Source organism: Paenibacillus sp. Negev47 (assembly GCF_058313655.1).
The window spans coordinates 6,259,324-6,285,829 of sequence record NZ_CM177754.1; the positions used below are offsets into that span (position 1 = coordinate 6,259,324).

At 46.5% G+C, this 26,506-nt stretch carries 20 protein-coding genes; 2 read left to right on the forward strand and 18 right to left on the reverse strand.

From position 1 onward, the window contains the following. Positions 1 to 75 precede the first annotated feature (75 nt). The 9 genes from AC4G47_RS28105 to AC4G47_RS28145 form a co-directional block, all read right to left on the reverse strand. Positions 76 to 1,725, reverse strand: coding sequence for a type 2 periplasmic-binding domain-containing protein (locus AC4G47_RS28105; RefSeq protein WP_491103802.1), 1,650 nt, complete (start codon positions 1,723 to 1,725; stop codon positions 76 to 78). Between the two features lie 26 nt (positions 1,726 to 1,751). Further along, positions 1,752 to 2,621, reverse strand: coding sequence for a carbohydrate ABC transporter permease (locus AC4G47_RS28110; RefSeq protein ID WP_169479833.1), 870 nt, complete (start codon positions 2,619 to 2,621; stop codon positions 1,752 to 1,754). Positions 2,622 to 2,636: 15 nt separating this feature from the next. Continuing rightward, a complete protein-coding gene (locus AC4G47_RS28115) occupies positions 2,637 to 3,497 on the reverse strand; it encodes an ABC transporter permease (protein WP_235193717.1) in 861 nt (286 codons plus the stop codon). A gap of 331 nt (positions 3,498 to 3,828) precedes the next feature. Continuing rightward, positions 3,829 to 5,376 (reverse strand): response regulator, encoded by a 1,548-nt coding sequence (locus AC4G47_RS28120; protein ID WP_491103803.1) that lies wholly within the window; start codon positions 5,374 to 5,376, stop codon positions 3,829 to 3,831. A gap of 270 nt (positions 5,377 to 5,646) precedes the next feature. After that, complete coding sequence (locus tag AC4G47_RS28125; protein WP_491103804.1) at positions 5,647 to 6,561, reverse strand: class I SAM-dependent methyltransferase; 915 nt, start codon at positions 6,559 to 6,561, stop codon at positions 5,647 to 5,649. Positions 6,562 to 6,766: 205 nt separating this feature from the next. Then, complete coding sequence (locus AC4G47_RS28130; RefSeq protein ID WP_491106816.1) at positions 6,767 to 7,990, reverse strand: MFS transporter; 1,224 nt, start codon at positions 7,988 to 7,990, stop codon at positions 6,767 to 6,769. A 183-nt stretch (positions 7,991 to 8,173) separates the two neighbouring features. Next, entirely contained in the window at positions 8,174 to 10,237 is a 2,064-nt protein-coding gene (locus AC4G47_RS28135; RefSeq protein ID WP_491103806.1) for a molybdopterin-containing oxidoreductase family protein, read from the reverse strand. Positions 10,238 to 10,644: 407 nt separating this feature from the next. Continuing rightward, positions 10,645 to 11,760 (reverse strand): DUF4179 domain-containing protein, encoded by a 1,116-nt coding sequence (locus AC4G47_RS28140; RefSeq protein WP_491103808.1) that lies wholly within the window; start codon positions 11,758 to 11,760, stop codon positions 10,645 to 10,647. Beyond that, on the reverse strand, positions 11,729 to 12,313 hold the full coding sequence (locus tag AC4G47_RS28145; RefSeq protein ID WP_491103809.1) for an RNA polymerase sigma factor: 585 nt from the start codon (positions 12,311 to 12,313) through the stop codon (positions 11,729 to 11,731). Before AC4G47_RS28145 ends, AC4G47_RS28140 begins: the two co-directional genes overlap by 32 nt. Before the next feature lie 460 nt (positions 12,314 to 12,773). Between AC4G47_RS28145 and AC4G47_RS28150 the strand changes: the two genes are divergently transcribed. Continuing rightward, the gene (locus tag AC4G47_RS28150) at positions 12,774 to 13,028 is read left to right on the forward strand and encodes a hypothetical protein (protein ID WP_491103810.1); all 255 of its coding nucleotides are present in this window, start codon (positions 12,774 to 12,776) and stop codon (positions 13,026 to 13,028) included. 457 nt (positions 13,029 to 13,485) lie between these two features. Here AC4G47_RS28150 and AC4G47_RS28155 read toward each other — a convergent pair whose 3' ends face one another. From AC4G47_RS28155 to AC4G47_RS28165, 3 genes are all read right to left on the reverse strand, one after another. Next, the gene (locus AC4G47_RS28155) at positions 13,486 to 13,623 is read right to left on the reverse strand and encodes an AbrB/MazE/SpoVT family DNA-binding domain-containing protein (protein ID WP_491103811.1); all 138 of its coding nucleotides are present in this window, start codon (positions 13,621 to 13,623) and stop codon (positions 13,486 to 13,488) included. Positions 13,624 to 14,745: 1,122 nt separating this feature from the next. Then, on the reverse strand, positions 14,746 to 15,597 hold the full coding sequence (locus AC4G47_RS28160; protein WP_458124388.1) for a formate/nitrite transporter family protein: 852 nt from the start codon (positions 15,595 to 15,597) through the stop codon (positions 14,746 to 14,748). A 278-nt stretch (positions 15,598 to 15,875) separates the two neighbouring features. Beyond that, positions 15,876 to 17,237 (reverse strand): FAD-dependent oxidoreductase, encoded by a 1,362-nt coding sequence (locus tag AC4G47_RS28165; RefSeq protein WP_491103813.1) that lies wholly within the window; start codon positions 17,235 to 17,237, stop codon positions 15,876 to 15,878. A 458-nt stretch (positions 17,238 to 17,695) separates the two neighbouring features. Between AC4G47_RS28165 and pelA the strand changes: the two genes are divergently transcribed. Further along, on the forward strand, positions 17,696 to 18,871 hold the full coding sequence (gene pelA / locus AC4G47_RS28170) for a pectate lyase (RefSeq protein WP_491103814.1): 1,176 nt from the start codon (positions 17,696 to 17,698) through the stop codon (positions 18,869 to 18,871). A 107-nt stretch (positions 18,872 to 18,978) separates the two neighbouring features. On the opposite strand, the gene AC4G47_RS28175 is transcribed toward pelA, so the two are convergent. The 6 genes from AC4G47_RS28175 to AC4G47_RS28200 form a co-directional block, all read right to left on the reverse strand. After that, positions 18,979 to 19,458: a glutathione peroxidase gene (locus tag AC4G47_RS28175; RefSeq protein WP_336762611.1), complete on the reverse strand. Its 480-nt coding sequence runs from the start codon at positions 19,456 to 19,458 to the stop codon at positions 18,979 to 18,981. Between the two features lie 146 nt (positions 19,459 to 19,604). Then, complete coding sequence (locus AC4G47_RS28180; RefSeq protein ID WP_491103815.1) at positions 19,605 to 19,826, reverse strand: (2Fe-2S)-binding protein; 222 nt, start codon at positions 19,824 to 19,826, stop codon at positions 19,605 to 19,607. Positions 19,827 to 19,841: 15 nt separating this feature from the next. Beyond that, positions 19,842 to 20,417, reverse strand: a complete 576-nt coding sequence (locus tag AC4G47_RS28185; RefSeq protein ID WP_491103816.1) for a hypothetical protein — start codon at positions 20,415 to 20,417, stop codon at positions 19,842 to 19,844. Between the two features lie 93 nt (positions 20,418 to 20,510). After that, complete coding sequence (locus AC4G47_RS28190; RefSeq protein ID WP_491103817.1) at positions 20,511 to 21,395, reverse strand: ABC transporter ATP-binding protein; 885 nt, start codon at positions 21,393 to 21,395, stop codon at positions 20,511 to 20,513. Positions 21,396 to 22,061: 666 nt separating this feature from the next. Further along, the gene (locus AC4G47_RS28195) at positions 22,062 to 25,187 is read right to left on the reverse strand and encodes a GAP1-N2 domain-containing protein (protein ID WP_491103818.1); all 3,126 of its coding nucleotides are present in this window, start codon (positions 25,185 to 25,187) and stop codon (positions 22,062 to 22,064) included. Further along, positions 25,184 to 26,443 (reverse strand): TRAFAC clade GTPase domain-containing protein, encoded by a 1,260-nt coding sequence (locus tag AC4G47_RS28200; RefSeq protein WP_024632789.1) that lies wholly within the window; start codon positions 26,441 to 26,443, stop codon positions 25,184 to 25,186. Before AC4G47_RS28200 ends, AC4G47_RS28195 begins: the two co-directional genes overlap by 4 nt. Positions 26,444 to 26,506 lie beyond the last annotated feature (63 nt).

Consider the following 26,506-nt stretch of genomic DNA (forward strand, 5'->3'; position numbering starts at 1 on the left):
GAACCACGTGATACTACTAGGTATATCACATACAGGAAGGTTTCCCCAAAGTTTTAGCGCTCGATATCTTACGTATTATTTGGACTGATATCGATCATAGGCAGCCTGATGAACCTCAATCGCCCGGTCAATGTCCATGCTCTTGATCGTTTCAGCCATGGTGTCAAATTCGGTGATCGGCTTCTGTCCGCTAATAATGGCAGTCATTGTCTCATTCAAATACGTATTCACCTGACTCATGATGGACGTACTTGTGGTCACCTCATCTGTTGACAAACGAATTGGGGGAAGCGTTAATGCTGAGCTTGCTTTCATCCATTCCGCATTCGCCGCACGCTGTCCGTCGTCAAATAGTAAGGCATCCAGATAACGGCTATCCTGATTGATTGGACCGTCCATAATGGATAAGGCATAGGAAGCCAGTGCCTGGTCATATGTCAGACCGTTCGGATTATCAATGATGGTATCTGTGAATTTGACACCTTCCCCTTCACGAACATAGCTGTCATTTTCAATACCGAAGTTGAACAGATCACTACCCTCTTCGCTATAGTTGTAGTCCATCCACTGTACAATATATTTCAATTTGTCTTCGTCAGCGGAAGCCGTAATGGCCTCACCATAACTTAGTACCTTATTCTCGAGATTGAAGGTAGCATAAGAAGTTCCATCCGGAGATACGGGCCACGGTACGCCGGTTACGTTAAAGTTCGGATCGGTATCTCTCATCAGATTGAAGTATTTCCCCATGCCACTGAATACACCACCCTGATATGCGCCGGCCAGATCGCTGGTAACCTTATAGTCGAACGCTTTGCCGTCATTGGTCATGATCTCGGGATCAATCAGCCCTTCCTTGTACCACTTGGCCATGGTCTCCAAGAAATCACGGTAGCCCGGCTGAATCGGTCCGAATTCCACCTTGTCTCCATTCATCTGGAAGCCACCAATGACGCCAAAGGCCGCAGCAAAATCATGAAGCTTGGTCAGGTTGCCCGGCCCCCAGTTTCCGGTGAAAGGAAGCTCATCTGACTTCCCATTGCCGTTAGGGTCCTGTTCCTTGAATGCCTTGAGTACCGTATACCATTCATCGATGTTGGTAGGTACCTTAAGGTTCAATGCATCAAGCCAATCCTGGCGCATAATTAAACCGGAAGTGGCATTCAGCTTCAGTGCATCCAGCTTGAGCAGCGGGAACATATAGATCGTTCCATCGTCTAGTGCAATCTGCTTCTTCACATCCGGATCGGATTCAATAATCCGCTTCAAGTTCGGTGCATAACTGTCGATCAATTCATTCAACCGGATGATTCGACCGTCCTTGATCATTTTTTCCGGTCCGCCAACGGCATCCGCCCAGTTATAATAAATGACGTCCGGTAGCTCCTTCGTGGAGATCAGCAGATTGAACTGGTCACGCTGTTGTCCAAGCGGAGGGTGTGTGAACTTCACTTGGATGCCTGTCAGCTTCTCCTTTTCCTTGTAAGCTGCCATATCGCCAAAATTGTTCAAGGAAGCCGTCAGTTTGGCGTCATTGGCGCGCCAGTAGTCGATGGTAAATGGCTCAATTGTAATCGGTAGCGGAATCTCGGTCAACGCCTGAACCGCAGGTTCTGTTCCTTCTGCTGGCTCTGCGGTACCTGGTTCATTATCACCTGTACAACCCGCTAGTAAAGACATGGTAAGTAGCGATGACAACAGGATGGACCCCATTCTTTTTTTCACACAATTCGCCTCCATAGATTACTTTTTTATTGTTTCACAGCGCCGATTAGAGCACCCTGAACAAAATAACGTTGGATGAACGGATATACCAGCATAATAGGCAGCGTGGAGATAATGATGGTTGCATATTTGATGTTCTCTCCAATGGCGAATCCGGTATCGGCGCCCGCACCCATGGCCTCTGTACTACTGCTGATCAGAATATCACGCATAATAATCTGGATCGGATATAGCTCCTGACTGCGCAGGTAGAGCATCGGTCCGACATAATCATTCCAATGGTCAACCGCATAATACAGCATCATGACGGCCAGAATCGGTTTCGACAAGGGCAGCACAATCCGGAACAAAATCAGAAAGTCATTCGCGCCATCGAGCTTCGCCGATTCGATCAGACTGATCGGAATGCCCTCAAAGTTTGTTTTCATAATGAGGAAATAGAATGTGCTGATGGCACCCGGAATAATAAGCGCAAAACGGGTATCCACCATGCCCAGATTCTGAATTAACAGAAAAGTCGGAATCATACCCCCGCCGAAGAACATCGTGAACGTAATTAATTTCATCAACGTTTTCCTGCCCATCAGATCACCGCGTGACAGCCCATATGCGGCCAGCGAAGTCATGAGCAGATTGATGGCGGTACCCACCACAACATAGAACAAGGTGTTCATGTATCCCGTATAGATGCGAGTATCCTGAAATACCGACTTGTACGCTCCCAGCTGAAAACCTTCAGGAATGAGCATCAGCGAACGGGAACGCAGCATCTGATCCGGGTCGCTGATTGAAGAATTGAACACGTACAGCATCGGGTAAAAGCATAAAACCATGATCACCAAGAGCAGCAGTGTATTGAATACATCAAAAAGTCGTTCCCCTATAGACTGTCTCATCGCTTCACCTTCCGATTACCATAGACTTGTTGAGTTAAGCTTTCTGCTGATCGCGTTCGCGATAATGAGCAGCGCGAAATTAATGACGCCGTTAAATAGTCCGATGGCGGTTGAATACGTATAGTTCCCCTCCAAAATACCCGATCGATAGACAAAGGTGGAGATGACATCCGATGTCTCATAGGTCGGTGCCGTTTGCATCAGCAATATTTTCTGAAAATCAGCGTTCATCACTGCCCCCATGCGCAGAATTAACATAATCACAATCGTTGGCATAATGCCTGGCAGTGTAATATGAAGCAACTGTCTCCAGCGACCTGCACCGTCGATTTTGGAAGCCTCGTACAGCTGTGGATCAATCCCGCTGAGCGCCGCCAAAAAGATAATCGAAGCCCAGCCTGCACCCTGCCATATGTTGGACAGGATGTACATCGGACGGAACATATCTTTTTCCGCCAGAAACATAATCGGCTGCAGATCGAAAAAGTCACGAATGACGTTAAATAATCCACCGTCCAGAGATGAGAACGTTTTCAACATTCCAACCACGACGACAACCGAAATAAAGTGCGGCATATAACTGATGGTCTGTACTGCGCCTCTGAACCACTTCTTCCGGACTTCATTCAGCAGCAGTGCTAGTAGAATCGGAGCCGGGAAACCAAACACAATACTGTAAAAACTCAAAATCAGTGTGTTCTTAATCAGTCGCCAGAAATAATAACTTTCAAAAAACATGGTGAAGTTGTCAAATCCGACCCATTCGCCTGCCAAGATTCCTTTGATCGGGTTGTAGGATTCCTGAAATGCCATCAGTAGCCCGTACATTGGCCCATAGCTGAAAATCAGATAGTAGGCTACAACAGGAACGAGCATCAGATATACGTATCTGTTGCGGACAAGTTCCTTTTTCACCGAACTCCATTTGCCAGCTGGCTTCAAACGCCCAGGTTCAATCCCCCGGCTTCGATTCAGCTCCATCCACTCGCCCTCCACTCTCGGTATTGATTCACTAACATGACACTTCTAATGATAGAAGGGAGCGCCATTTCTTCCCATGCTCATTTCCGTTAAATGAATGTTCAAAACCGAGTTCTGTCCGACAAAAAAAGACCCTGCTGCCGATGAATGGCAAACAGGGCACGATCGTAGATCGATGTGGATCGGAAATACAGGTAAGCTATGCAGAAGCCGGTAGCAACCTGTCCTAGGGTACTTTTTTATACTCGGAAGGGGAGAAACCCGTGTATTTCTTGAACATTTTGCTGAAATACGGCCAGTTGGCACCAAAGCCTGTCTGTTCGGCAAGCGAGGATACGGTACAGTTCCCGTCCTGCTCCAGAAGCTCCAATGCTTTACGGAGGCGGTAGCTTAACACATAGTTCGTGAACTTCTCACCGGTTTCTTTCTTGAACATTTTGCCAATGTAGTCTGGATTCATGTATATTTCGCCGGCGATAGACTGGAGTGTTAGTGTTTCGTCCCTGTAGCGCTTCTCTACCAGCTGTTTCACACTACCTACCATCTGCGATTGTCTGGAGCGGTGTTGTTCGTAGCGGCGCAGGGTGATTTCTTTGGCGACGGCAAGCAGAAACTGTTGAAAAGAGTGCAGCGTGCTGGATTCAATCATGCCTGGCAACTGGTCCATATACCTTTTCATCTCGACAGAGCCACTGAGTCGAATCATCTCCATAAACATCTGAATAAGATAGGACTTCGTTTGGGATATATCGTATCGCAAGCTGGCAAGCAGCTGAAACATCCGGTTCAGCTCTGTTCCAACTTCCTGCCAGTGTCCAGCCTTGATTGCAGTAACCATCCGCTCCGGATCGTATTCGAATTCAGGAAGACTGCGCTCCCCGGGAGAGTAAATATCCCGCTCCATAATAAGACTGCCCTCACCAAGGTAAAAGCGGTAATTGAGATAAACCAGCGTCTGCATGTACAAATGGCGTGCCTGCGAAAGATCTCCTGGCTCGCTCAGCGCAATCGTGAGATCATCATGGTAATATCGGGTAAATGTGGCGCGAATCTCATCGATATTATGGAACAACTGCGTTTCAGACAACTTGTCCTCCATGATTAGTAGCACATGCCCCCCAACCGTGGCACTTAAGATTGGATTGTGAAAGATATCCTCGGCAATGTTCTTGACCGCGAACAAGTGCAAATACTCATGATCCCCCTCAATCTCTACCAGCAACAACCGGACACGCTGATCCTGAAACTGTACATCGAATAATTCCTCGAAATAATTCCATTCCTTGACCCCGTATGTTCTGTTCGTGACCAGTTCCTTCAGAAAATATTCCTTGGCATGCGGCAGTACACGCTCCAGATTATATTGGATCGACTGCACAAAACGCTCCTGATCGGTTAACTCCCGCTTCTCACTGACTAATTCACTAATAGCCTGTACGAGATGCTCTTCACTGCAGGGCTTGAGCAGATAGTGCTTCACTCCATAATGCATGGCCGTCTTCGCATATTCGAATTCGGTGAAACCCGTAAGCATGATGAATGAGATATCCTGATACTTCTCCGCCACTGCTTCAACCAGCTGTAACCCATCCATTCCCGGCATGCGAATGTCCGAGATGATAATATCCGGGCGTTGCCGCTCAATTGAAGCAAGCGCTTCCAAACCATCTTGAGCAATACCGATCAGTTCTGTTCCTAATCGGGGCCAGTTCACGACACTGGAGATCCCGTCCGAGATCATAAATTCATCATCGACCAACAAAACCTTGTACATCGTATGCATCCTCCTGCCTTTAACCAGTTCCATTCTATTATATGGGCATTATACACAAATAGAGGAGAGAACATTGAATAACATGGGATTGAACTATAACAAGTCTAATTTGTGAACATTTGTATCACGTGCGAAGTTATTGGCTACCGAATCATGGTTTATGCTGGTCCTTTGTTCAAACCAAACGACCTTCACCCTGCCATAGGGTGAAGGTTGGCTGCTGCTATGCATATGGGGGCTATATAGGTGACCATACATGCCCAAATCGATTTATTTTTTTACTGCGTGAATGAAATGTATCGTTTCAAATGCCCTTAGATGATCGATTCGATCCTGGAAAAACTGTTCCTGAATCGCCTCCGGAGTCAGATGCTCATAAATAAGTAGCCCTGCTTCATCAAGCAAGGCCTCCATCTCCACATATGCGTAGCCGGATTGCATCGGCTCACCACCCATTGCAGCCAATTTAACCATATTTTCAACCCGATTAAACATTCCTTTTTCCTCAAAAAGGTGCTCATCTGCATAATCCAGAACTATAGAGCTCCCGGTTGGCAGGTTCGCAAACACATGATGAATCACGTTAAACAGATCCTTTTTGGGCAAATAATACGAAACACCCAAGAGACTAGCCAACGTCTTCCGTTTCTTCAAACCTTCAAGAGTCAAGCTGTCATTCAAAAGCTCACGCGTAAAATCCATGGGTACAAAGTGAAGATTGTCCGGAATAGTCAGCTCGGCCTGATTCAGCCGCTCCTTCTTGAATTGCTGTGTAGCCGGATAATCCACTTCAATGATATCCAGCGTGTCCTCCAATTCCGGATGCCTCAAAGCAAACGTATCCATCCCGGCGCCAAGAATGACTACCTGCTTCAATCCCAACGCGACTTCATGCAAAAGTACATGCTCACAGTAAGCGGCCCGAGCCAGAGTTATTGGAGATAACTGTACCTGGTTAATCCATTTTAGAATCTTTTCCGGGTCGTCCTTGAGCTGGTCAGCCATATCCGGGTTGAAAAAATGAATGCCTCTAACCATGTTATTGCTGATATCTGAAAATTCTTGAGGAGAGATCAGCAATCTCGCCATAAAATCATCGAAAATGAGGGGTGTGTCATGTTGGCTGTGATAGGCTCGGCCAAAAGTCGAAATCAATGATGTGATACTGGATTCATTTTGCTTCATACTTATTCCTCCCGTACAAACAAAAATAAGATTCCCCTGGCCAGGAGAATCTTATTATAAACGGAATATTTATATATGTAAATTATAGCATAAATATATTATTTTGTCAACCATAATTTACGGATGAGCAGACAGATTAAAGTGGATTTATCGTCCACTTCAACTCGTTCTCCCTTCGCATCCTGATCCAACCCGAGTAGATCTGTTAGGCGTCCATCCCATACTCCTTCACCTCACGATTACGGTTCAACACCGCGTGCAGTACAAAACCAAGTACCGCAATCACCGCTGTGCCTGTTGCCAGCCACGCTACAGGAATAAGTCCCTGTTTGTCATACATGACTCCCATCGCATAGGGTCCGATAACCCGTCCAACTGCACCGATCCCACCGGATATTCCGATGTAAAAAGGTGCTGACCTGCCTGCATGTTCCGATATGAAGGCAGGCGTCGCAGGGGAGATCAGCATCTCTCCAAACGTGGCAAGTACCATTGCGAGCACCATGCCCGGATAGCTGTACATGGTAATCATGACAATGTAGGCCATGCCATAGAATACCGCACTCGCGGTCATCTGGGCAGTGGAAGTACGGGCCATGGTCCGTTTCACCCAGCTGGTAAAAGGTTGACCCACAAAGATCAGCACCCCGTTCAGGGTCCAGAGCAGACCGTACATTCTTTTTTCCATACCCTCAGAAATGATATACGGGGACACGCCTGTGTTCCAGATGGAATTGCCGAATAACAGAAACAGCACGCCCAAGCTCATAAACAGATATAATCGCGTATTGCCCAGCAGTGCCCAGACGCCCGGCCCATCGGGAACGGTTTTGCGTTTCGTTAGATGCACTTCCCCCTGATCCGGTTCGACTCGCGACAGATAATACCAGAAGAAAATCGCAAATCCGGCTGAGGTCACCCCATTCAGTACAAAGCTGAGGTGATAGGAAAAGTCAGCCAGAAAACCACTCAGCGCCGTACCAATCGCTACCCCGATATTGTTCGCCACATAGATAATATTGAATAATTCACCGCGTCGCTCCGCAAACCGGAAGCCAATAAAGGCCTGAATCGCTGGCAGCGACAATGAACTGAACAGGCCAATCCAGCCCATCGCACATATAAATATGACCCAATACGCGCTAATCCAGGGCAGCGCAAACAAACCTAATGCATTAAGCGCAAGTGAGCCAATGATCAGCTTCTTCACGCCCACCCGGTGATACAACGAACCTCCAAGCAATTGTCCGAAGATGCCTCCCAAGGATTGAATGAGGATTACAAAACCGGCGTTTGCCATCGTCCGTCCAAGCTCATCAAACACATACATGGTGGTTAGCGGCCACATGAGCGCACTGCCTGTTGCGTTAACCAGACTTGCCAGCAAAAATATTCTCACTTCTTTTGGATAGTTATCCAGCCATCTCATCATCTCTAATCCATTCTCCTTAGTACCTTAAAAACATATTACACACCAAAAAAACCTTTGCCCTGACGGCATAACCAGCCAGAACGAAGGCCTTTGGAAGTGTTACATCTACTGCTCTTTAGATCCTGCTAAAGTTCTATCCTTTGTTCATCTTACCTCAAATAATTCATGCTGCAAGCACACTCATTGACGCTTCACTTCGACAGTGGCCGAGAAGAATGTAGCCCCGTTACCCATGTCCGACAACCGATTGGAAGTCAGTGAATTCGCTCGCTGCTTCTTGCCGTCACCATCCCACCATAAGCCTTGGCTGATGACGGTTCCCGGCAGCATGGCCTCACTCACCTTGGCGGTAAGTTCGATGCGCCCGCGATCATTCCATACGACCACTGCATCTCCATCCTCCACGTTTCTACGGATGGCGTCCTCGGGGTGCATTTGCAATAAAGGCATCTTTTCCAATCGCTGATGTTTGGCTGAATTGCCAAAGGTGGAGTTCAGGAAATTATGATTTGGCGGCGATAGGAACATCAATGGATAGGTATCGGCAGGTCCAGCCGGATTCTCCCCATCATAACCTTCAATTAGAGCGCTATAGGTAGGGAGCGGCGGAAGGCCTCTCTGTTCCATCGTCTCCGAATACAATTCGATTTTACCTGAAGGTGTGGGCAGCTGTTCCAGAAATGCAGCTTGTGGCGTCATATCCAGCTTCACGAATCGATGTTCCATCAGCCCCTCCAACGTGACTCCATTCATGTAGGGGTTGCCCGTTCCCTGAAGTGCGTTCTCAATCATCTGTTCCGGCGTTTCTCCGAAGATCACAGGGTCATACCCCATGGCCTGTCCAAGCAGGGAAAACAGTTCGACATTACTCTTGCTCTCCCCGATCGGTGCAATCACCGGTTCTTGCAGATGAACGTACTGATGCCAATAAGAGGTATACAGGTCCGTCGCTTCAAATGATGACGTGGCTGGCAATACGATATCTGCATATTTCGCCGTATCCGTCATGAACAGATCATGCACAACCGTGAACAGATCCTCCCTTGCAAAACCTCGCTCTACCCGCTCGGTATCCGGTGCCACCACCAGTGGATTGCTGCAGTAGACCATCATGGCCCGGATTGGCTGCTCCGCTTCCAGCAGCGCTTCACCAATCCGGTTCATGTTCACCACTCGCGGCTCCGGATTCTGCCGCAGCTCCGGACGTTCCAGCGCGTCGCTATTCGTGCTCGCGTAGCTGTTGGTCCGAACGGCACCGCCGCCTTGCTTCAGCCATTGCCCTGTAATGGCAGGCAGACATGCAACGCTGCGAACATTCATACCCCCATTATCATGGTGCTGGAGGCCATTGCCGATGTGAATATGGGCTGCCTGTGCGTTGCCGTATAGTTCGGCCAGCTCCACAATCGTCTCCTCCGGCACGCCGGTAATGCGTGCAACGCGGTCAGGCGTGTAACTGCGGACATGATCACGCAGTGCCTCATGACCCACCGTATACTTTTGCATAAACGCCTCATCAGTTAGTCCCCGTTCGAACAGCACATGCATCAATCCCAGCGCCAGTGCGCTGTCCGTGCCTGGGTACAGCGGAATAAACCAGTCGCCCCATTGGGCCGTACGATTGCGATGAACGTCGATTACGACGATCTTGGCGCCGTTCTTGCGGGCCTTCTCCGCCAAAACGACCTGATGCATATTCGTACTCACAATATTGCCGCCCCATACCAGGATGAGATCCGCATGCTCCGTATCTTCCGGCACCGTTCCCCGGTTGGCGCCCATCGTATATTTCCAGCCGGTATTTCCGGCCGCATTACAGATCGTCTGCTCCAGCACACTTGCACCTAGCGCATTGAAGAAACGTCGGTCCATGCCGTCTACACCAAGAATGCCCATGTTGCCGTAGAAGCTGTAGGGCAGGATGCTCTCGGGGCCATAGGTTTCAGACAATGCAGTGAATTTTGTCGTAATCTCTCGAATCGCTTCATCCCAACTCATTCGTTCGAACTTACCTTCGCCTTTGACTCCTACACGTTTCATCGGATATTGTAGACGCTCGGGGTGATACACCCGCTCGGTCATATTTCTGACTTTATTACAGATGGCACCCTTCGTTATCGGATGGTCCGGATTGCCTGCCACCTTCACAATTCTACCGTTCTCTTTATGTAACAACAGACCACAAGTGTCCGGACAATCGAGCGGGCATACCGCTGCAAATACCCCATTCTCCTGATCGATCATCGTATGGCTCCCCCTCTTTAAAAGCTATCCCTATATCATATCTTCTTCGAGGTTATCACGTAAAGAGAACAGTATGTTTTCTCCCGAAATTCACCGCTATAGCAGCTTTAAATTATTTTCAAAAAAATGTTTTGTCGTTTGATTCAACTTCAGATTTCAGGGGTAAATTAAAAATAAGGCATTAGGCTAGTGTTTCCCCACTTCCTCCTTATGCCATATCATGGACCACTCCCGAAATTCGCCATGAACAGGTTTCGTTCCCCCGAACCTTGTCATGGCGAATTTATTTTGCGTTAAAATCCGACAAGTACTTCATAAAAAACGATACCGGTCTGCTCCATCACAGCATATTCGTTAGGCAGGTCAAGGTCGTTAACTGGGGTGACCCAATTACTGACCTTTTATAATTACTTTTTAATTTGAACTTCTACCTCAAGATTAGTTAGGTACTGTTTTAAAACCTCACCGTTTGTATCCTGTTTAAATGATCCATTCTCATTAATTTCAATAATGTAAGGTTTGATTGTTATTTTGTCTGGTATTGTATTATAAGGCTGGAATCGAATATCTGAGGTCAACTCGTTCCCATTCGTTTCATGCCATTCATTAGAACTAAGTAACTTTAGACTGTTTCCATCTGAATCGACAACGTCATAGGCTATGCTAAGTGTAAGTGGATCATACGCCTCTCCTTCTGGTAAACTCAACACAGTTGATAGATTCGTTGTTACTGGTGTAATTTCAACTTTCTGAAATTTTATTGTGAAATCTTCAGACTTCTTTGTCTCATTAATATTAGTCACAAAAGCGTCTGTTGCATTTTTCCCAACAGGGACTTCAATAGATAAAGTCTTGCTTTCTCCTTTAAGATCAACATTCAAAGTCAGATCAAAGGAATTAGGCAGTATTTTCCCTTCTTGGTTACGTAAATCTGAGAATTCAAGGATAACTGAATTGTTGTCAACACCGGCATATTGAAATACTCCAATGTCGTTTGAATTATCAGGACCAAAAGATTGAATATCTTCACCATTAATCAATAAACTTATATTTTTAATATCTTTTTTTAGTGGATTATTTGAGATTGATAATTCACTTGTTGGATTTCGCTCTAAGCTTAAGGAAACTCTCGTCCCATCATATATAATTTCCGGTACTACCAAAGATAGGTTTTCATTTGATGCACTTACGTTAGGGAAGTTAACTAAATTCTCATTAACTGCTACCCTTAACCCTAAGTCTCCTGCTAGCTTAAAGATACTCTTTACCCCAGGAACTTGTTGCAAAGATTCAGCCATTGTAGGTGACACAAATCCACTTGCAATCACCAGCGCTAAACTAGCAGCAACCGTTGTAGCAATAACACTTTTCTTCACTTTTCTTCTCCTTTCAATAGTGGTGATAGGTTTTATATTTTGTTCTTTAATTTTTGTCATAATGATATCTGAGAAATCCTTGTTTGGATCCATTTCACGAATTTTATTTATTACTTCATCCTCTTGTGGTTCCAAGTGTTTTTTCATGTTCTTCATGACCTCCATTTCTGTGTCTATTTAATTTTTTTCGAATACGTTCATATTTTTTTCTAGCATTTGCTGCAGTTATGTTAAGTACATGGCCCATCTCATCAAAAGAATACTCCTCTACAGCCCGTAACAGTAAAATGTACTTTTCATTGAAATTTAGCTGTTGCAGTAACACATCAATGTAATTTTTCTGGTTATCATTAGTTGATGAAACTGTGTTTAAATATTGAAAATCAAGAAGCAGTTGATAATCTCTGAATTTCTTCTTATTTAAATTTATAGAGTGGTTATACACGATCTTGTGAATCCAAGCAGAAAAAGAAACTGTTTTAGTATAGTCACCAATATGTTGATACACTTTAATGAAAATATCTTGAACTGCGTCATCTACTTGTTCTTTATCATTCAGTAAGTAATAACTATAGAGGTAAACTCTCTTCTGGTACTTCTCAATGATGACTCTGAACTTATCAGTATCGCCTTTCTTTATTTGCTGAATTACTTGATCAATTTCCTCACTGTCAATATTGCCTGGATGTTCAGAAGTCAATTGATATCGCCTCCTTCCTTGTACCTATATAACAATTGGAAAATTCAATTTGTGACACTTAGCTATTCTTTATTTTAGAAATCCTTCCGACTGTCATCTCCCTCCTCTTTGCTTGCAGCGATTCGTGTGATAAGTAGGGGGGAGTGATTTGTCTGCCTTCAGACACAGGGAAATAGAGCTTGTCTTACACCAAGTCCTTGCTCGATTATGTATTCCTTATTATTCAGCTTGACGAGGTCATGTAAAGCCGGCGGTTGCCATCGTTTGTACCGGGCATCCGGTTCTTGCAGCAAAGTTTGCCCAATGGCTCGAAGCAGATTATACGCAACCAAACCCGCACAGAGGAGCCTAAAGAAGGCCTGCAATGCGCAGAAACCAGGAAAAGGGCTCATTCACGATTCGGACCGAGGCATCATTTCACCATTTATGGTAGAGGAAATATGCAAATCCATCGTGATGGATGTACGAACATGAAGAAAAGAAAGATTTAATTAAAATCAAAATCGTTCATTTGATGGAAATTATTCTAGGGGTAGATATTCCGGGGTTGCAAAGTGCTTATCTTATCGCAAGTGTTGAACATAACAGAGGTGCACGAGAAATTTGCTCGGTGGGTGAAGTTGAACATACGATTCATATTAATATGCCTTGGCCTATCCCGGATGTTCACGAAAAGTATCGCAATGATATTTCAAAATCTTGCGATACTTTCTAATTGTTCTGCATGGATCTCGTCTTCAGTTCATGTCCTAACGTCCTGGGTAAGAGCTGCGCGAATCTCGTCCGGATCGGAGAGAGCAGCAACATGCCGGTCGCTTGGGGGGTTGTCTCATTCAGTTTTTGAATTAACTGACTCATTCGTCCTTGGGATACACCTATCAGCTCAGCCCTTTTTTTGTCATGCAGAAGGTTACTCTTTCATAGCCTTAGCAAGCCGAAGCGCTGCATCCTTACTGCGAGTAGGCTTCCATTCAAAAGGACGTTCTGTCGGTTTTTTTCAATGGAAGGAACCACTTCTTTTTAGAAGCTTTTCGTTCCTCTCCCTACGTAGCAGAAAGCAGACCCTAAAGCTTCTTTTATACATGAACTGCAAATGAAATAATCTTTAAAGTAGGTAAGTTGCTCCGTTGCGGAAAAAAATGTACATTCACATGTTCTATACTTCCGCAAAATTATGCGTGGATCATCAAAAAATATTCAATTGGATCTCCATGCTCGATCCCCAGGTTACGCTTCAGTTCAATAGGCAATACAATACGTCCAAGTGCGTCTATGTGGCGTACCATTCCCGTATCTTTATCTTTTTTCATCACTGTTTCCTCTCCTATTTTTTCCTTATTGTACCATATCACTTATAGTTCTATCGGACATTAAGACAATGTTATCTATGGAATGTTCGGGTTTTTAACAAAATAGGCAAGCCGCAGAGCTGGCCAAGTATCCAAATCGCCTTAAAAACGAACGTTGGTTGTCTTCAATATCTGTTAAGGCTCAGTGCGGGGTGTGAAGCGCGGCACAGGGACCTAGAGCGCCTTGGCCGGGACGGCTTAGGCGCTCTAGGTCTCGGGCCAAGTACCCCGCAGCGGTGCGTACCGGCTCCTAGGTGGCCGCTCTTGCCGCCATAGAGCCGGTAGCATCAGCCCTAACGCCTTAATCTCTTGCCCTGGTCTCCTTGATTGGTATAAACACTCCTGCAACACCTTCGATCCTCCTGCAGAAGCTGAAGCCCTTCCTGATCCGTAAGCCTTCCCTTATAGGTTGGTTTAAACCAAACCTAGGTTGCAACTAGGATACAAAAAAGGCGTTCCCAACAATCCAGGAATGCCCTTATCTTAGAACCTATTTGTAATAGTAATTTCTGGATTCATGTACGCGCCGATATAATTTTATCGAACGCAATCCAATCCCAATCATCGTCATACTGAAACTATATTTCCTTCCGAAACGTACACAAATGAGACCCGTCAACTCTTTAAATTGGTGATAAAATCAATAATATTATGCACTAACTTCATCATGTATAATTGATGTATAGATACTTTTTGGTGGTTTAGTTAACCGGTAATAAAATCTATATTCGAATGGAGATAAGTGCTATGGAGTACCGATTTGAACAAGGTTACTTTTTGATTTATTTTCCTGCTAGAAGTACCAGTACTGGAGACATTATGGTGGTTAAATTATTAGACAGTCCATTTAAAGATAGAATTGAATTCCTTATAAATAGCAAAAACTATGAGTGCACATCACGTAATGAATATTTAACGTTTGAGCCAAATTCAAACAATAAATCTGAAAAGCCCGGTGCATTCTCAGCGGTACGAAGTGAGTACAATCGAATGTGGGCAACAATGAATTCATATTTTGAATAGTAAAAATTTAATTGGCAGTTGGGGACGACCTACGTGTACACATGCTACGAAATGTGCCCTCTATGCCTGTTTGCTCCACATCGCTCTAGCCTCAGTCTCCACTGGTTCGATTGATGTCACTATCTCTGGCTTCACTTTCGGCTCCAACTTACGCAGGTACACCACCCAATATGCTGCAGCTACAAACAGAGCACCACCAGTCAGATTCCCGAGCCATACCGGAATGAAATTCATTACATATTGTCCCCATGAATAATATCCTTCGAAGATTGCTGCCGGGATGAGGAACATATTGGCCACAACGTGCTGAAATCCAATCGCCACAAATGCCATCGTTGGAAACCAAATGCCCAGTACCTTGCCACTCATCGTATCTGATGCATAAGATAGCCACACGGCCAGCGCAACCAGCCAGTTACAGCCGATTCCGGAGATAAAAGCCTGCAGGAAACCGTCATGCAGCTTATGCCCAGCCATATCCACGACTTTAGCCAGATATACACCCTCTCCAGTCAGACCAAGCACATGTCCAAATGCGTATGCGACAAACAAGGCTCCAACAAAGTTACCAATCGTCACTAAAGTTAGATTTTTCAACATGCTACCCGCGGATAATTTTCGTGCAATCGTAGCAAGCGGAACTGCCATCATATTTCCTGTCAGCAACTCGCCACCACCAATGAGTACCATGATCAACCCAACCGGGAACACCGCTGCTCCAATCAGATTAACCAGACTTCCCCACTCTGCTGGCGCAGAAGCGATCACCCGAATATCCAGTAGAAATCCCAGCGCGATAAAAGCCCCTGCCAAAAAACTGAGTACCAGTACAGACGATGCCGGGTATTGAGCCTTCTTCATTCCTGTTTGCGCCGTATATTGTGCAACCTCAAGAGGTGTTTTTGCTGCCATATCATTCATCCTTTCCTTTATTGTTCATACATCATTGAAATAAAACCATTTGGAAATTCCTTAGTTACGCGTCGAACGCCATATCCTAATTGTATCTCGGCTATACGCAAAACTTTGTGCAAATTATCACAATGTTATTTATAAAAGTTGTTATTAAGATCGTCATTCAAGGCCTGTGACAGTAAGAGATATAACGCAGGCTATTATGTAACTCCATACAAATATCAAAAAAAAGACTGGCGATATACTCGCCAGTCTTTGTGTATTTTATGGCTTCCTTACACCATTGCTGGTGCTTTCACTTCGATCGGAGGCAGTGCTTGCAGACCCGCCGTGTTCAGGAAGTTCCACGGTTTGTTGTAATGTGGCTGGAAGAAGAAGTCGATGAAGGCCAGCTCATCTACGGTCATGTTGTTTTGGATGCAGACCGAAATCGTATTAATCGATTGAGTCAGATCAACCTGTGACATTACTTGCGCTCCGACAATTCGACGAGTAGCCTGCTCATATACCACTTTAAGCAACAGTTTCTCAGCCGTTGGCATGAACTCCGGACGGTAGCTGTCTTCCAGTACGACGGATTCCACAATCAGACCCTCGTCAGCAGCAGACGTTTCCGTCATCCCTGTACCCGCGATATTTTGCTCATAAATTTTGATACCCGATGTTCCTTGTGTGCCCATATACGGTGTCGTAGGACGAACCAGGTTGCGAGCTACCAGTGTACCCATCCGCACGGCGTTGGTCGCCAGTGGAATGTATGATGCTTTGCCTGTCGGGTTGTAATGAATTGCACAGCTGTCGCCCGCAGCGAAGACGTCTTTTTGACTGGTTTGCATATATTTATCCACGATGATCGCGCCGTTTGGCAGCATATCCACTTGGCCTTTGAGCAGTTCGGTATTTGGACGGAAGCCGATGCACAGAATAACCAGATCGGTCTCAAACTCCCCTTTGGACGTGACTACTTTAGTTACTTTGCCATTCTCTCCAGTAAACTTCTGTACCGTTTGACCAAGAACCAGCTTGATGCCGCGTCCAGTCAGAGTATCTTCGATCGCATCCGTGAATTCAGGGTCCAGGTATTTGTTCAAAATCCGGTCCACACTGTCGATCAGGGTAACTTCCTTGCCGTTCATCTGGAAAGCTTCCACCAGCTCTACGCCGATATATCCTGCACCTACAACGGTAACGCGTTTGGCGTCTTTGGCTTTTTCAATAATCGTGTTGGAGTGATTGTAGTTTTTGCAAAGTAAAATGTTATCCATTTCGATGCCTTCCAGCTTCGGAACAACAGGCCATGAACCTGTTGTCACGATCAGTTTGTCAAACGTTTCTTCAAATTCTTCCCCAGTTTTCAGGTTTTTAGCCTGAAGAGTATGACCCTCGGCATCGACTGCCGTCACTTCATGAAGCATCTTGGTTACAACACCAAGCTCTGCTAACTGATTAGGCGAAGAATAGAACAAGCCGTCAGGATCTTTCACGACCCCGCCTACGTAGAGCGCAATGCCACAAGATAGGAAGGAGATATTGTCATTGCGTTCATACACCGTGATAGTAGCATCCGGGTACAATTTGGCGGTATTTACGATGGCTGCGGTCCCTGCGTGTGTACATCCGATAACTGCGATTTTCATTAAAAGTTCCTCCTCGAAATATATAAATGAGTTTGAATATAACGTTATTGTAGTTGTGAAATATTTCACTTCATAAGCGATACTGTGTATGTGATTTATTTCACTTTATACACTCATTATAATGTGATCTTTTTCACATTGCAATAGGCTGAGCAAAAAAAGTTTGTCGAAAGCAGTTATATCCTTTTATTTAAGCCTTTCTTCCCTTCGTTTTATTGATTTCATTGTCCCCGGATCCGTGTTGATTTATGCTATGCAATGGCTTCCGCAATCACTATATGGACGCTTTCAGTTAAAGCCCTCTTCCCTATTCAGTTTTGCTTGTACAAAAATAAATGAACTAATTTTCATGACAGGGTTGATTTTTAAATTGGTAAGCGCTTACAATAATAACGATCCTTTAAATGGATTATATGTAAATAAAATAACAAATCTTACTTTGTTCAGGAGGCGTTCATTTGAAGAAACGTTCAATGTCTGTTGCTTTCCGCATGGTTCCCGTTACGCTTGCCATCACCATGATGACAACTGGAGTAGCGCTCCCCTTCGCTTCTGCTTCTGTAGATTCTCCACCAGTTACAATTAAAACCGAGGTTCTGTCCTCCAAAGTCCCAGCAGGTGCCGATGTGTCTTCGCTCCTTCAGAAGTTCAGGGATATCAATCATTTTGCAACTGGCGATCTGGCCAAAGATACGGCCTATGCCCTGAATATCGTTTCATGGCAGATGCCGCACGGTGGATTTTACAAAGACATGAAAGAACAATATGCAGCTCCTTGGGACGGTGTAACAGCACGATCAGGCTGGAAAGACCCGAATGGAATTGAACTTGGCACCTTCGATAATGATGCGACAACTTCCGAGATCCGCTTTCTGGCTGACATGTATGAAAAAACGGGTAATCTGGCCTTTAAGAACAGTGTTCGTAAAGCGGTGGACTTTATCCTGATCTCTCAATATCCATCTGGAGGTTGGCCACAGGTTTATCCCAAACGAAGTAATTACTCTGACGCGGTGACTTACAACGACAATGCCATGGTACAAACGATGGTTTTGTTAGACGATATTGTTGAGCGAAGAAATGAGTTTAACAACGATATATGGACCTCCAATGATCGCAGCAAGCTGAAGAAAGCACTGGAGAAAGGCATTGAATATACGCTAAAAGCGCAAATTATCAATGATGGTCAGCCCACCGTTTGGGGTGCGCAGCATGATCCTGTGACCTATGCTCCTGTGACGGGCAGAGCGTATGAATTAGCATCCAAGTCGGGATCAGAGTCGGTGGCAATTACTGCTTTTCTCATGTCCAGGCCTCAGACTCCCGAGATTGAACAAGCCGCCAAAGGGGCTCTGCGATGGTTCGATACGGTGCGAGAGAATGGAACCAAGTATAACCGGCAAGGACCCGTATATTTTGAACCGGATGAAGGAAGTGTGATCTGGTACCGTTTCTACAATGTGGATGAAGATGTGCCTTTCTACGCGGATCGGGATGGAATGAAGTATATGAACATTCTGGAGATCAGTGAGGAACGAAGACACGGCTACTCCTGGGCCGGAAGCTATGCACGTAACCTGCTTAAGCTGGCCTCGGATCAAGGCTATTACACGTTAAGTAAGCCCTTGCCTTGATCCGAGGCCACATCTACCTGATAAGAAGCTAAATCTACGTCGTATGTAAAGTCATCAAAAAAGCCTATCCTCGCATAAGCAAGGATAGGCTTCTCTACAACCATGGTTTAACCGAGCAATTTCTCGATTTCTGCGCTCATGGCTTCCGGGGATTCTTTCGGTTCAACACGACCAACCACTTCACCTTCACGGTTAACAAGGAACTTGGTGAAGTTCCATTGGATGTCGCTTGTTTCACCTGCGCCGGGTTGTTGCTCTTTAAGGTATTGGAACAAAGGATGTGCTTCCTCACCATTCACATCTACCTTGGCAAACACCGGGAAATTCACACCATAGTTAATCTGGCAAAATGATTCGGCTTCCTCACTTGTACCTGGCTCTTGCCCTCCAAACTGGTTACAAGGGAACCCCAGTACAACCAAGCCTTGATCGCGATAACGATCGTAGAGCTTTTGCAATTCGCCGTATTGCGGGGTCAGTCCACACTTGCTGGCTGTATTGGCAATGACCAATACCTTACCTTGATACAGATCCAGTGAGACTTCCTGGTTCGCGGTGGTTACCGCCTGATATGAATATACGGACATGACTGATTCCTCCCATGACATATGTTGGTTTGGGCTGTTGCGAGCACGTTGAGATCCAATGAACCTACAGCCTGTCCTATTATTATAGACCTGATCCGATGCGATTACCAAATTCCGGTCTATCCATACCAATGCTCCGGGTTACTTTAGCCTGACTTGGCAGCCACAATGGCATCATACCGCTCTTGCCGCTCTGCCTTGGTTAGTTTGGGACAGCTGTAACAGTAGTTTTGCCCGCCATACACTTGATAGTGCAGACAGCATGTCGGCTTCATCAGCATGCTCTCTTCAGGTTGATGGGGATTAGCAATCTCGACCGGTTTGAATGACAGCAAGTTCTTGCGTAACCCCAGAGTTTCCGGTGGCATGGCGATGACATACTCTTACCCCTGAATCACTGCTTCTCGTTCTGATTCTGTAATGTCCATCTTCACTACGGTCGTCTTGAACCATCTCAGGATGGATGCGAGCTGTGCCCACATCTGACCAGTGTTCGCTTCCCCGGCGAGCGCCACGCCTTCAATCATGGGACCTAGTTGTTCGCCGTAATAGGCTGTGAGCAACTCATTCCGCCAAGGAGATACATCTCCAACACCATTGTTGACTGAATCAGGATGGGCATGCTCGGTTACATCTATAAGTTGAAAATGGATTACGGGGCGCCCTTCCTGGACCTCCAATTGCAGTTGGATATTCTCCAGGGAGATGTCTAGCGACGTATCACACATGGACGTCATGTAATGAATACCGAGCAGCAGACCGCGAACGGAGTGCATGAAGTATACAGCAGCAGAGCGAAGAGAATCCGCACGCAGATGCTCATTATAGGCTTCGAGCATAAGCTTTGCATTCTCCAGATGTCTTAACAATGTCAAAGGCATGCCAAAAACCGGTTCGTGAACCGGACCGGTCGTTATACGTCCATATTGCTCTAACCACGTGTAGTTAATTGCTCCCATCGGTTGCAAACCTCCCATGAATGCGAATGAGCCGCGTGCATTACGCACAGCGGCTTCATTCTATAGTGTAAGGACCACGTATGGCCCATGTCGTTAACTTCCTGTCGCTTGAACGCGTTGTTCTGCCCGTCCTCCTGCATGAACCATCGCGCTGTTCATGACCATCTGGTCTGGCTTTGCTGGTTGCTGGCGTTCCCCTGCAAGAGCGTAAGGCAAGCAAAGCGGTACACCGGAACGCGGGTCAATCACGATATCTGCTTCAATGTTAAATACTTCACGAAGCACATCCGAGTTCATAACTTCCACAGGTGAGCCATGAGCGATGGCTTTACCTTTTTTGATACCAATCATGTGATGTGCATAGCGGGAAGCATGATTCAAGTCATGTACAACCATAACAATGGTACGATTGGCTGTGGCATTCAGCTGCTCCAGTAATTGCAATACTTCGAGCTGATGAGCCATATCCAGGAACGTAGTCGGCTCGTCCAGGAAAAGGATGTCGGTTTCTTGGGCAAGTGCCATGGCGATCCAGGCACGTTGACGCTGTCCACCGGACAGTTGATCAATCGGACGATCATGGAATTCAGTCATGGCTGTCACTTCGATAGCCCATTCAATCATGCGTTTATCTTCAGAACGCATGGAACCAAATCCTTTTTGATAAGGAAAACGTCCGTAGGATACCAGTTCAGTAACCGTAAGTCCTTCAGGGGCTGTCGGGTTCTGTGGCAAAATCGCAAGTTGCTTGGCAACTTCACGCGTGGACTGCTTATGGATGGACTTCCCGTCGAGCAATACATTACCTGCTTTTGGAGCCATAATACGTGCCATCGTTTTCAGGATGGTTGACTTCCCTGAACCATTGGCTCCAACAAGTGCTGTAATTTTTCCTTGGGGAATCTGAATATTCAGATCCTCTACAATTAGTCTTTCCTCATAAGCGATATCCAGCTTGGTCGTCTCCAGACGAAACATGCGATCATCCCTCTCTCATTTATCCCGGTTATGTAATCCGGCTATAGACAACGACAACGAAATTGTAATTAAGTGTATTTCCGGCGCAAATATCTTCTACACTAAAGATACTGATAATCATTATCATTTGTCAACATAAAAAACCAAATTCTCTGCTCTTTTCTTGCTTTATTCCGTCTTTCTGAAGCAAATTGCAGATCTTCTTCCCGAATACATATGAGAGCTTTTCTCATTCATCACGCGCATTTCATCCATTCTGCTTATCTCTCGCACTCTTGAATCACAAACTTTGTGTCCGATTTGTGAATGAACAATTTATTTTCATGCAATGGCTGTATAAATTGAACTAAAGGATAGTTACACTGGCCACTCCGATGACAGAACAACCTTCTGATCGCTGTTATCCCCAGATTTTTTGATCCTTTTTTAAAGGGTAAATCCGGGGATAGCATATGCTTCCGATGTAGCTTTCTTTTAGAAAGCTTTTAGGCGAACGTTTCACTTCTTCAGGTTATTTCTGTCCTCTCCGTTTTTGTGTAAATGTTAGTTCAATATATTCATCCGCAATATAAAATAAAAAAAGACGACCTTGAAATCTAAAGTTCAAGGTCATCTACACACTCTCGTTCACTATGGTATGAAGATCATTTTTCATTATTTGGTAACTTACAGTTTCGGCTGCGGCATCAATTGGATCACCGTCATACTGCCCTGCGTACTCTTCACACTGACAATGCTCTCGGCATCCATATCAGCTGGCAGATCGATCTGCAATCCATACGGATAGAGACGATCTGCCTCTCCAATAGACATCTGTGAAGAAGTCGTCGCATCCTGTTCATTGGATACAGATGTGTCAGGCGATGTCGTATCTGTACCCGTTGTTGCATCGGTAGCAGGATCTGAAGTGGCATTACCTGACGTTGACGGATCTGCCTGCTGATCGCCATCCTCCGTCTGCTCTGTGTTCCCCGCATTTCCCGTTGAAGACCCATCCGCACTTCCTTCGGAAGCACTTCCTGAACCCCCATCGGAGGCATCTTGGGAATCCGGTTCTTCATTCCGATTAAAGCTCTCCCACTTGCCTGTTGAATCAAAATCCTGCGTGCTGCCATCGTTCATCATCAATTGGAGTGAACCTTGCTCAAACTCATCACTTCCCGTATCATTCCTGAAACGGATGACCAATTGAGCAGCTGCTTCCGTACCCTCTTGTTCACTCGCAGGAACCATATAAGCAATCTGTTCCGCGAGCTGTACCTCAGGTTCAGCCGGAATGACAGGTTCCTGGGTGGTAGGAGGAGATGCCCCTGGCGGCTCCACAGAATCATTCATCCATGCATATGTACCGCCAGCTATACCCAGAACCAGGATCAAGAGGATTAATCCGAACAGATTCTTCCTTTTACCCGTTAGCATCCGGACCAGCGGAGAGGACAATTCGGTCTTGGCACGGTCATAGGCCGGCTTCATCGCCTTGTTTGCTCTCGCATAATATGATTTGAAAGCCGACTTCGACTTGAAAGCTTCACGGTCATGGGACTTGAAATAGGCCACAAGGGCATCCGCATATCCTTTATGTGCATTGGAACCCCGGACAAACATCCGTTGACTCCCTGTCCATTCGAAGAATGGATACAACCCTTGAGCTCGATCTGCATGGCTACGAACAAATTCAATTAGGCCAGGATAATCCAACCGGTTGCTGCCGCTTCCTCCTCGATAAAAGGCCATTGGCAAAGCTTCATAGGCCGCTACTCCCGGGTGAGCCTGCAGCTCTCCGGCAAGCCAGCGACGTGTCCAGCGCTGAAGTTCATTGCGCTCCGCCAGGGAAAGTGTCTCCAATTGCTCTTCATCATTCCCCTCGCCACTAAGCCATGCTCTTGCAGCCAGCATCATGTTCGTTCGAGCGGATACATCGGAACCTTGGCGTGCCGCCCAGTCCCGAACCTCATCGCCATGCTGCAAAATATCAATGCTTAACAGCTGTTCACGATTAACCCGTTCCAGATCCAGATCTTGAATCATAAACAGGTTAATGACATAGGCCAGCTTGTCTGCAAGGCGGGTTAACTCTTCCTGATATGCCGGATCTTGACTGGCAGACGAAGATCCCCCTTTTCGATTAGGGCGGACTGTAGCTTTAGATTGGCCTATTCGTGCCGTAATGCCCTTATCATAGGTATCTTCCACGGATACCCGGTCGAGCACACTAACTCGCTGGAGGGCTTCATTAGCAGACTGAACCGGATTAGGCGCAGAACATAATCGTTCACGCAGCTCACTGGCTGTCCGCTCCAGCAAGTAGTTGTAGTGAATCGCAGATGGATGAGCTGTAACCCAACTTCGGATCACTTCCACGACGTTTGCTGCGGATTCCGTGCGTTTCAACTGATTGTCCAGATAAGGCTCGAACAATAACTTGGTGAGCGATTCATTGGACAGCACTTTATCAAAGAAAGCCCGATTCAGCTGCGGATCCCGATCCAGCACAGCATACAATTCTTGCACAGCGCGCATACGCTTCTGGGCACGGGCATTATTTACACCGTAGATGAAATAGTCCACAATCCGGGATTGCACCACGGGCGCAGCAACACTGAAATATTCTCCAATGCGAGCAGCAACGGCTTCTTCGGGTACATTCTCGCGCTTCACACTGTCCAGTTCGCGGCTAAGCAGGGTCAGGAACAGCTCGTTCAGACGTGAACGTTGCTGGGGCCCACCTTCCGGCTTCAGATAGGTTAACAAACCACTCAGGACGTGGCTTTTGTTATCCAGATACAGGTCTTCCATGCCTTGTTCAAGACCATAGAACACCGATAGTTCCCCATATGCTTCAATGGAAAGTTCCCGTCCAGGCTCCATACCGGACAGCATCTCATCAGCAAACGTATAAAACGCATCCGCAGCAGCAGGTTCCTGCAACAAGTACCAGGCGAATTCGGCATAAGGCAGTTTCGCCACAGATGCATCTGCATGCGTAACTCTGCCGGATACCAGATCAAAAGTGAAATCCTTCTCCGTATTCCGGTCTTTTGGACGCAGTGTACCCCGCTCTACAAACTGGATGTGAATTCCCTTCTTGGCCTGCGGCTCCTTGGCAAACGTCATGAAACCAAGCTGACGACGGAATGCATAGGGTAACGCCGTGTACAGCAAACGCAGCAATCCCTTCGCTCCGGCGGTCACTTCCTCTGCGGGAAGGTCAAGTGCAATATATACTTTTCTGCGTGTCGCTACGGATTGCATCACCGCGTAGAGCAAGCGCTTAAACAGCACTTCGTTCATTTTCAACGCACTCAGGATCTGACTTGGCGACGAATCAGGACCACTACCCGACGATATGGGCAATTCAGCAAGCGCAGGCAGTACTGTGCCTTGTTCGATGTCATAGGACGTGGCGAACACGGCATCCAGCCAGCCGCCTTGCTTCATCTGCTCTTCCGAACGTTCGGGAGACAAGACGTAATTATGAGCGAAAAAGGCACTGCGCAGCCCGGTGAAATCCGCAGCTTGGTACACATTTTGCCCAAGGATCGTCTCTCCACTCTCCAGATGAAGCAGGTGAATGGACGCCGGAAACTTCGTCTCGTCCTTCTCGCTACGGCCTGTCAGCTCCGCTGGAGCGTCATAGACACAGTAGGGGTGAAGCACTTTTTTGATAAAAGAAGGGTCCAGTCCCGGCGATGCCGCAACCGTATCGAACCCCTCTGTTGTGCGAAACACCCCGCGCCGCTCTCGGGTATACAACTGTTGTTCAATGGGCGGGGTTACGGAAGAACGCATCATCCCACTCTCCCCTCAATGTACTTCAGCTTGTACAACAGCCACAGGAAGGGTTCATCCACGCGGATCGGGCTAACCACACCCTGCAACTTCATATCCACCGGATTGCTGCCCAGCGCAGATACTGCGAAATAGGCTGTATCCTTGAAGTACACATCCATCGTGCCCTTGAACGGACGATCCACCTTCTCGATAAAACGCCGGATCTCCCCGTCGATATTCTCGAACTCGGTTAAGTCGAACCAATCGCGGTGCACCATGTTGCGGAAGACATTACTGTTGGATTTGATATAATCCCCCTCTTCATCCTTGAGGGAATGCAGCATGTCGCTTTTCGTGAGCACAACGGCTGTTGGAATATTGGTCTTGGCTTTGTCCTGATACGCGATAAAATCTCCGAACATCGTAAGCACCACGTCACGTGGCTCATCGTATCGTGGTGTCCACTCTCCCGGCTCATTGCCGAGATTAATACGGATTTTGTCCCGAATCGAACGAATCTGAAGCGGGTCCACCATGAACAGAATACCTGCCGAGTTCTTGATGTGCTGCCCGTGAAGTCCGAGATAATCCTGCTCCACCATACCTTCACCTGCGACGTCAAAGAACACCAGCGTCAGCGGTGCTTTATCTTCGTCCTTGAACACAAACTGGAAGATAAACGGCTCCTGTAACTTCTCCTTCTGCGTGGAATCCAGCAGATCGCCACGTTCAAACAACGGTTCTTCATAATCCGCACGGAACCGGCGGCTGATCTCCGCATTCAATGGCATGCAAGCCGCGTCAAAATGATCTGCCGTATAATGCTGCAATGTATGAATTAATGAAGTCATGTAGACGGATTTCCCCACCTGGGATGCACCAATGATGGATATGATATTGCTCGGTGCTTTACCCGCCGTAACAGGAAGCTCGTTATGACACTGCGGACACAACCGGCGGCGCGTAACGACACCATACCGATCGTTCAGGCCCATCACGATGTTATCTGAATAAATGCGATGTTCCTCCGGTACATCATGTGGAGCCAATACAGCCTCCATATCAAATACCGTATCGAGTCCGAACCTTTCACGGTACCGATTCAACTTCGCATCTTCCCCGAGTGCGTAGTCCTCATCATCATCGCGGTGATGGGCGGCGCGGAACACCACCTCTTCTGGTGAAAATTTGCTGAAACAATAAGGGCATACAATATCGTAAAACAGCGGACGTTCCTCCGGCTGTTGTCTCTTCAAAAACCGACTAAAAAAGCTCATAGCCACTCCCCTCCCCTGATCAGTTCAGACTAAGACAATTTACACTTGCACTACGATGACAGA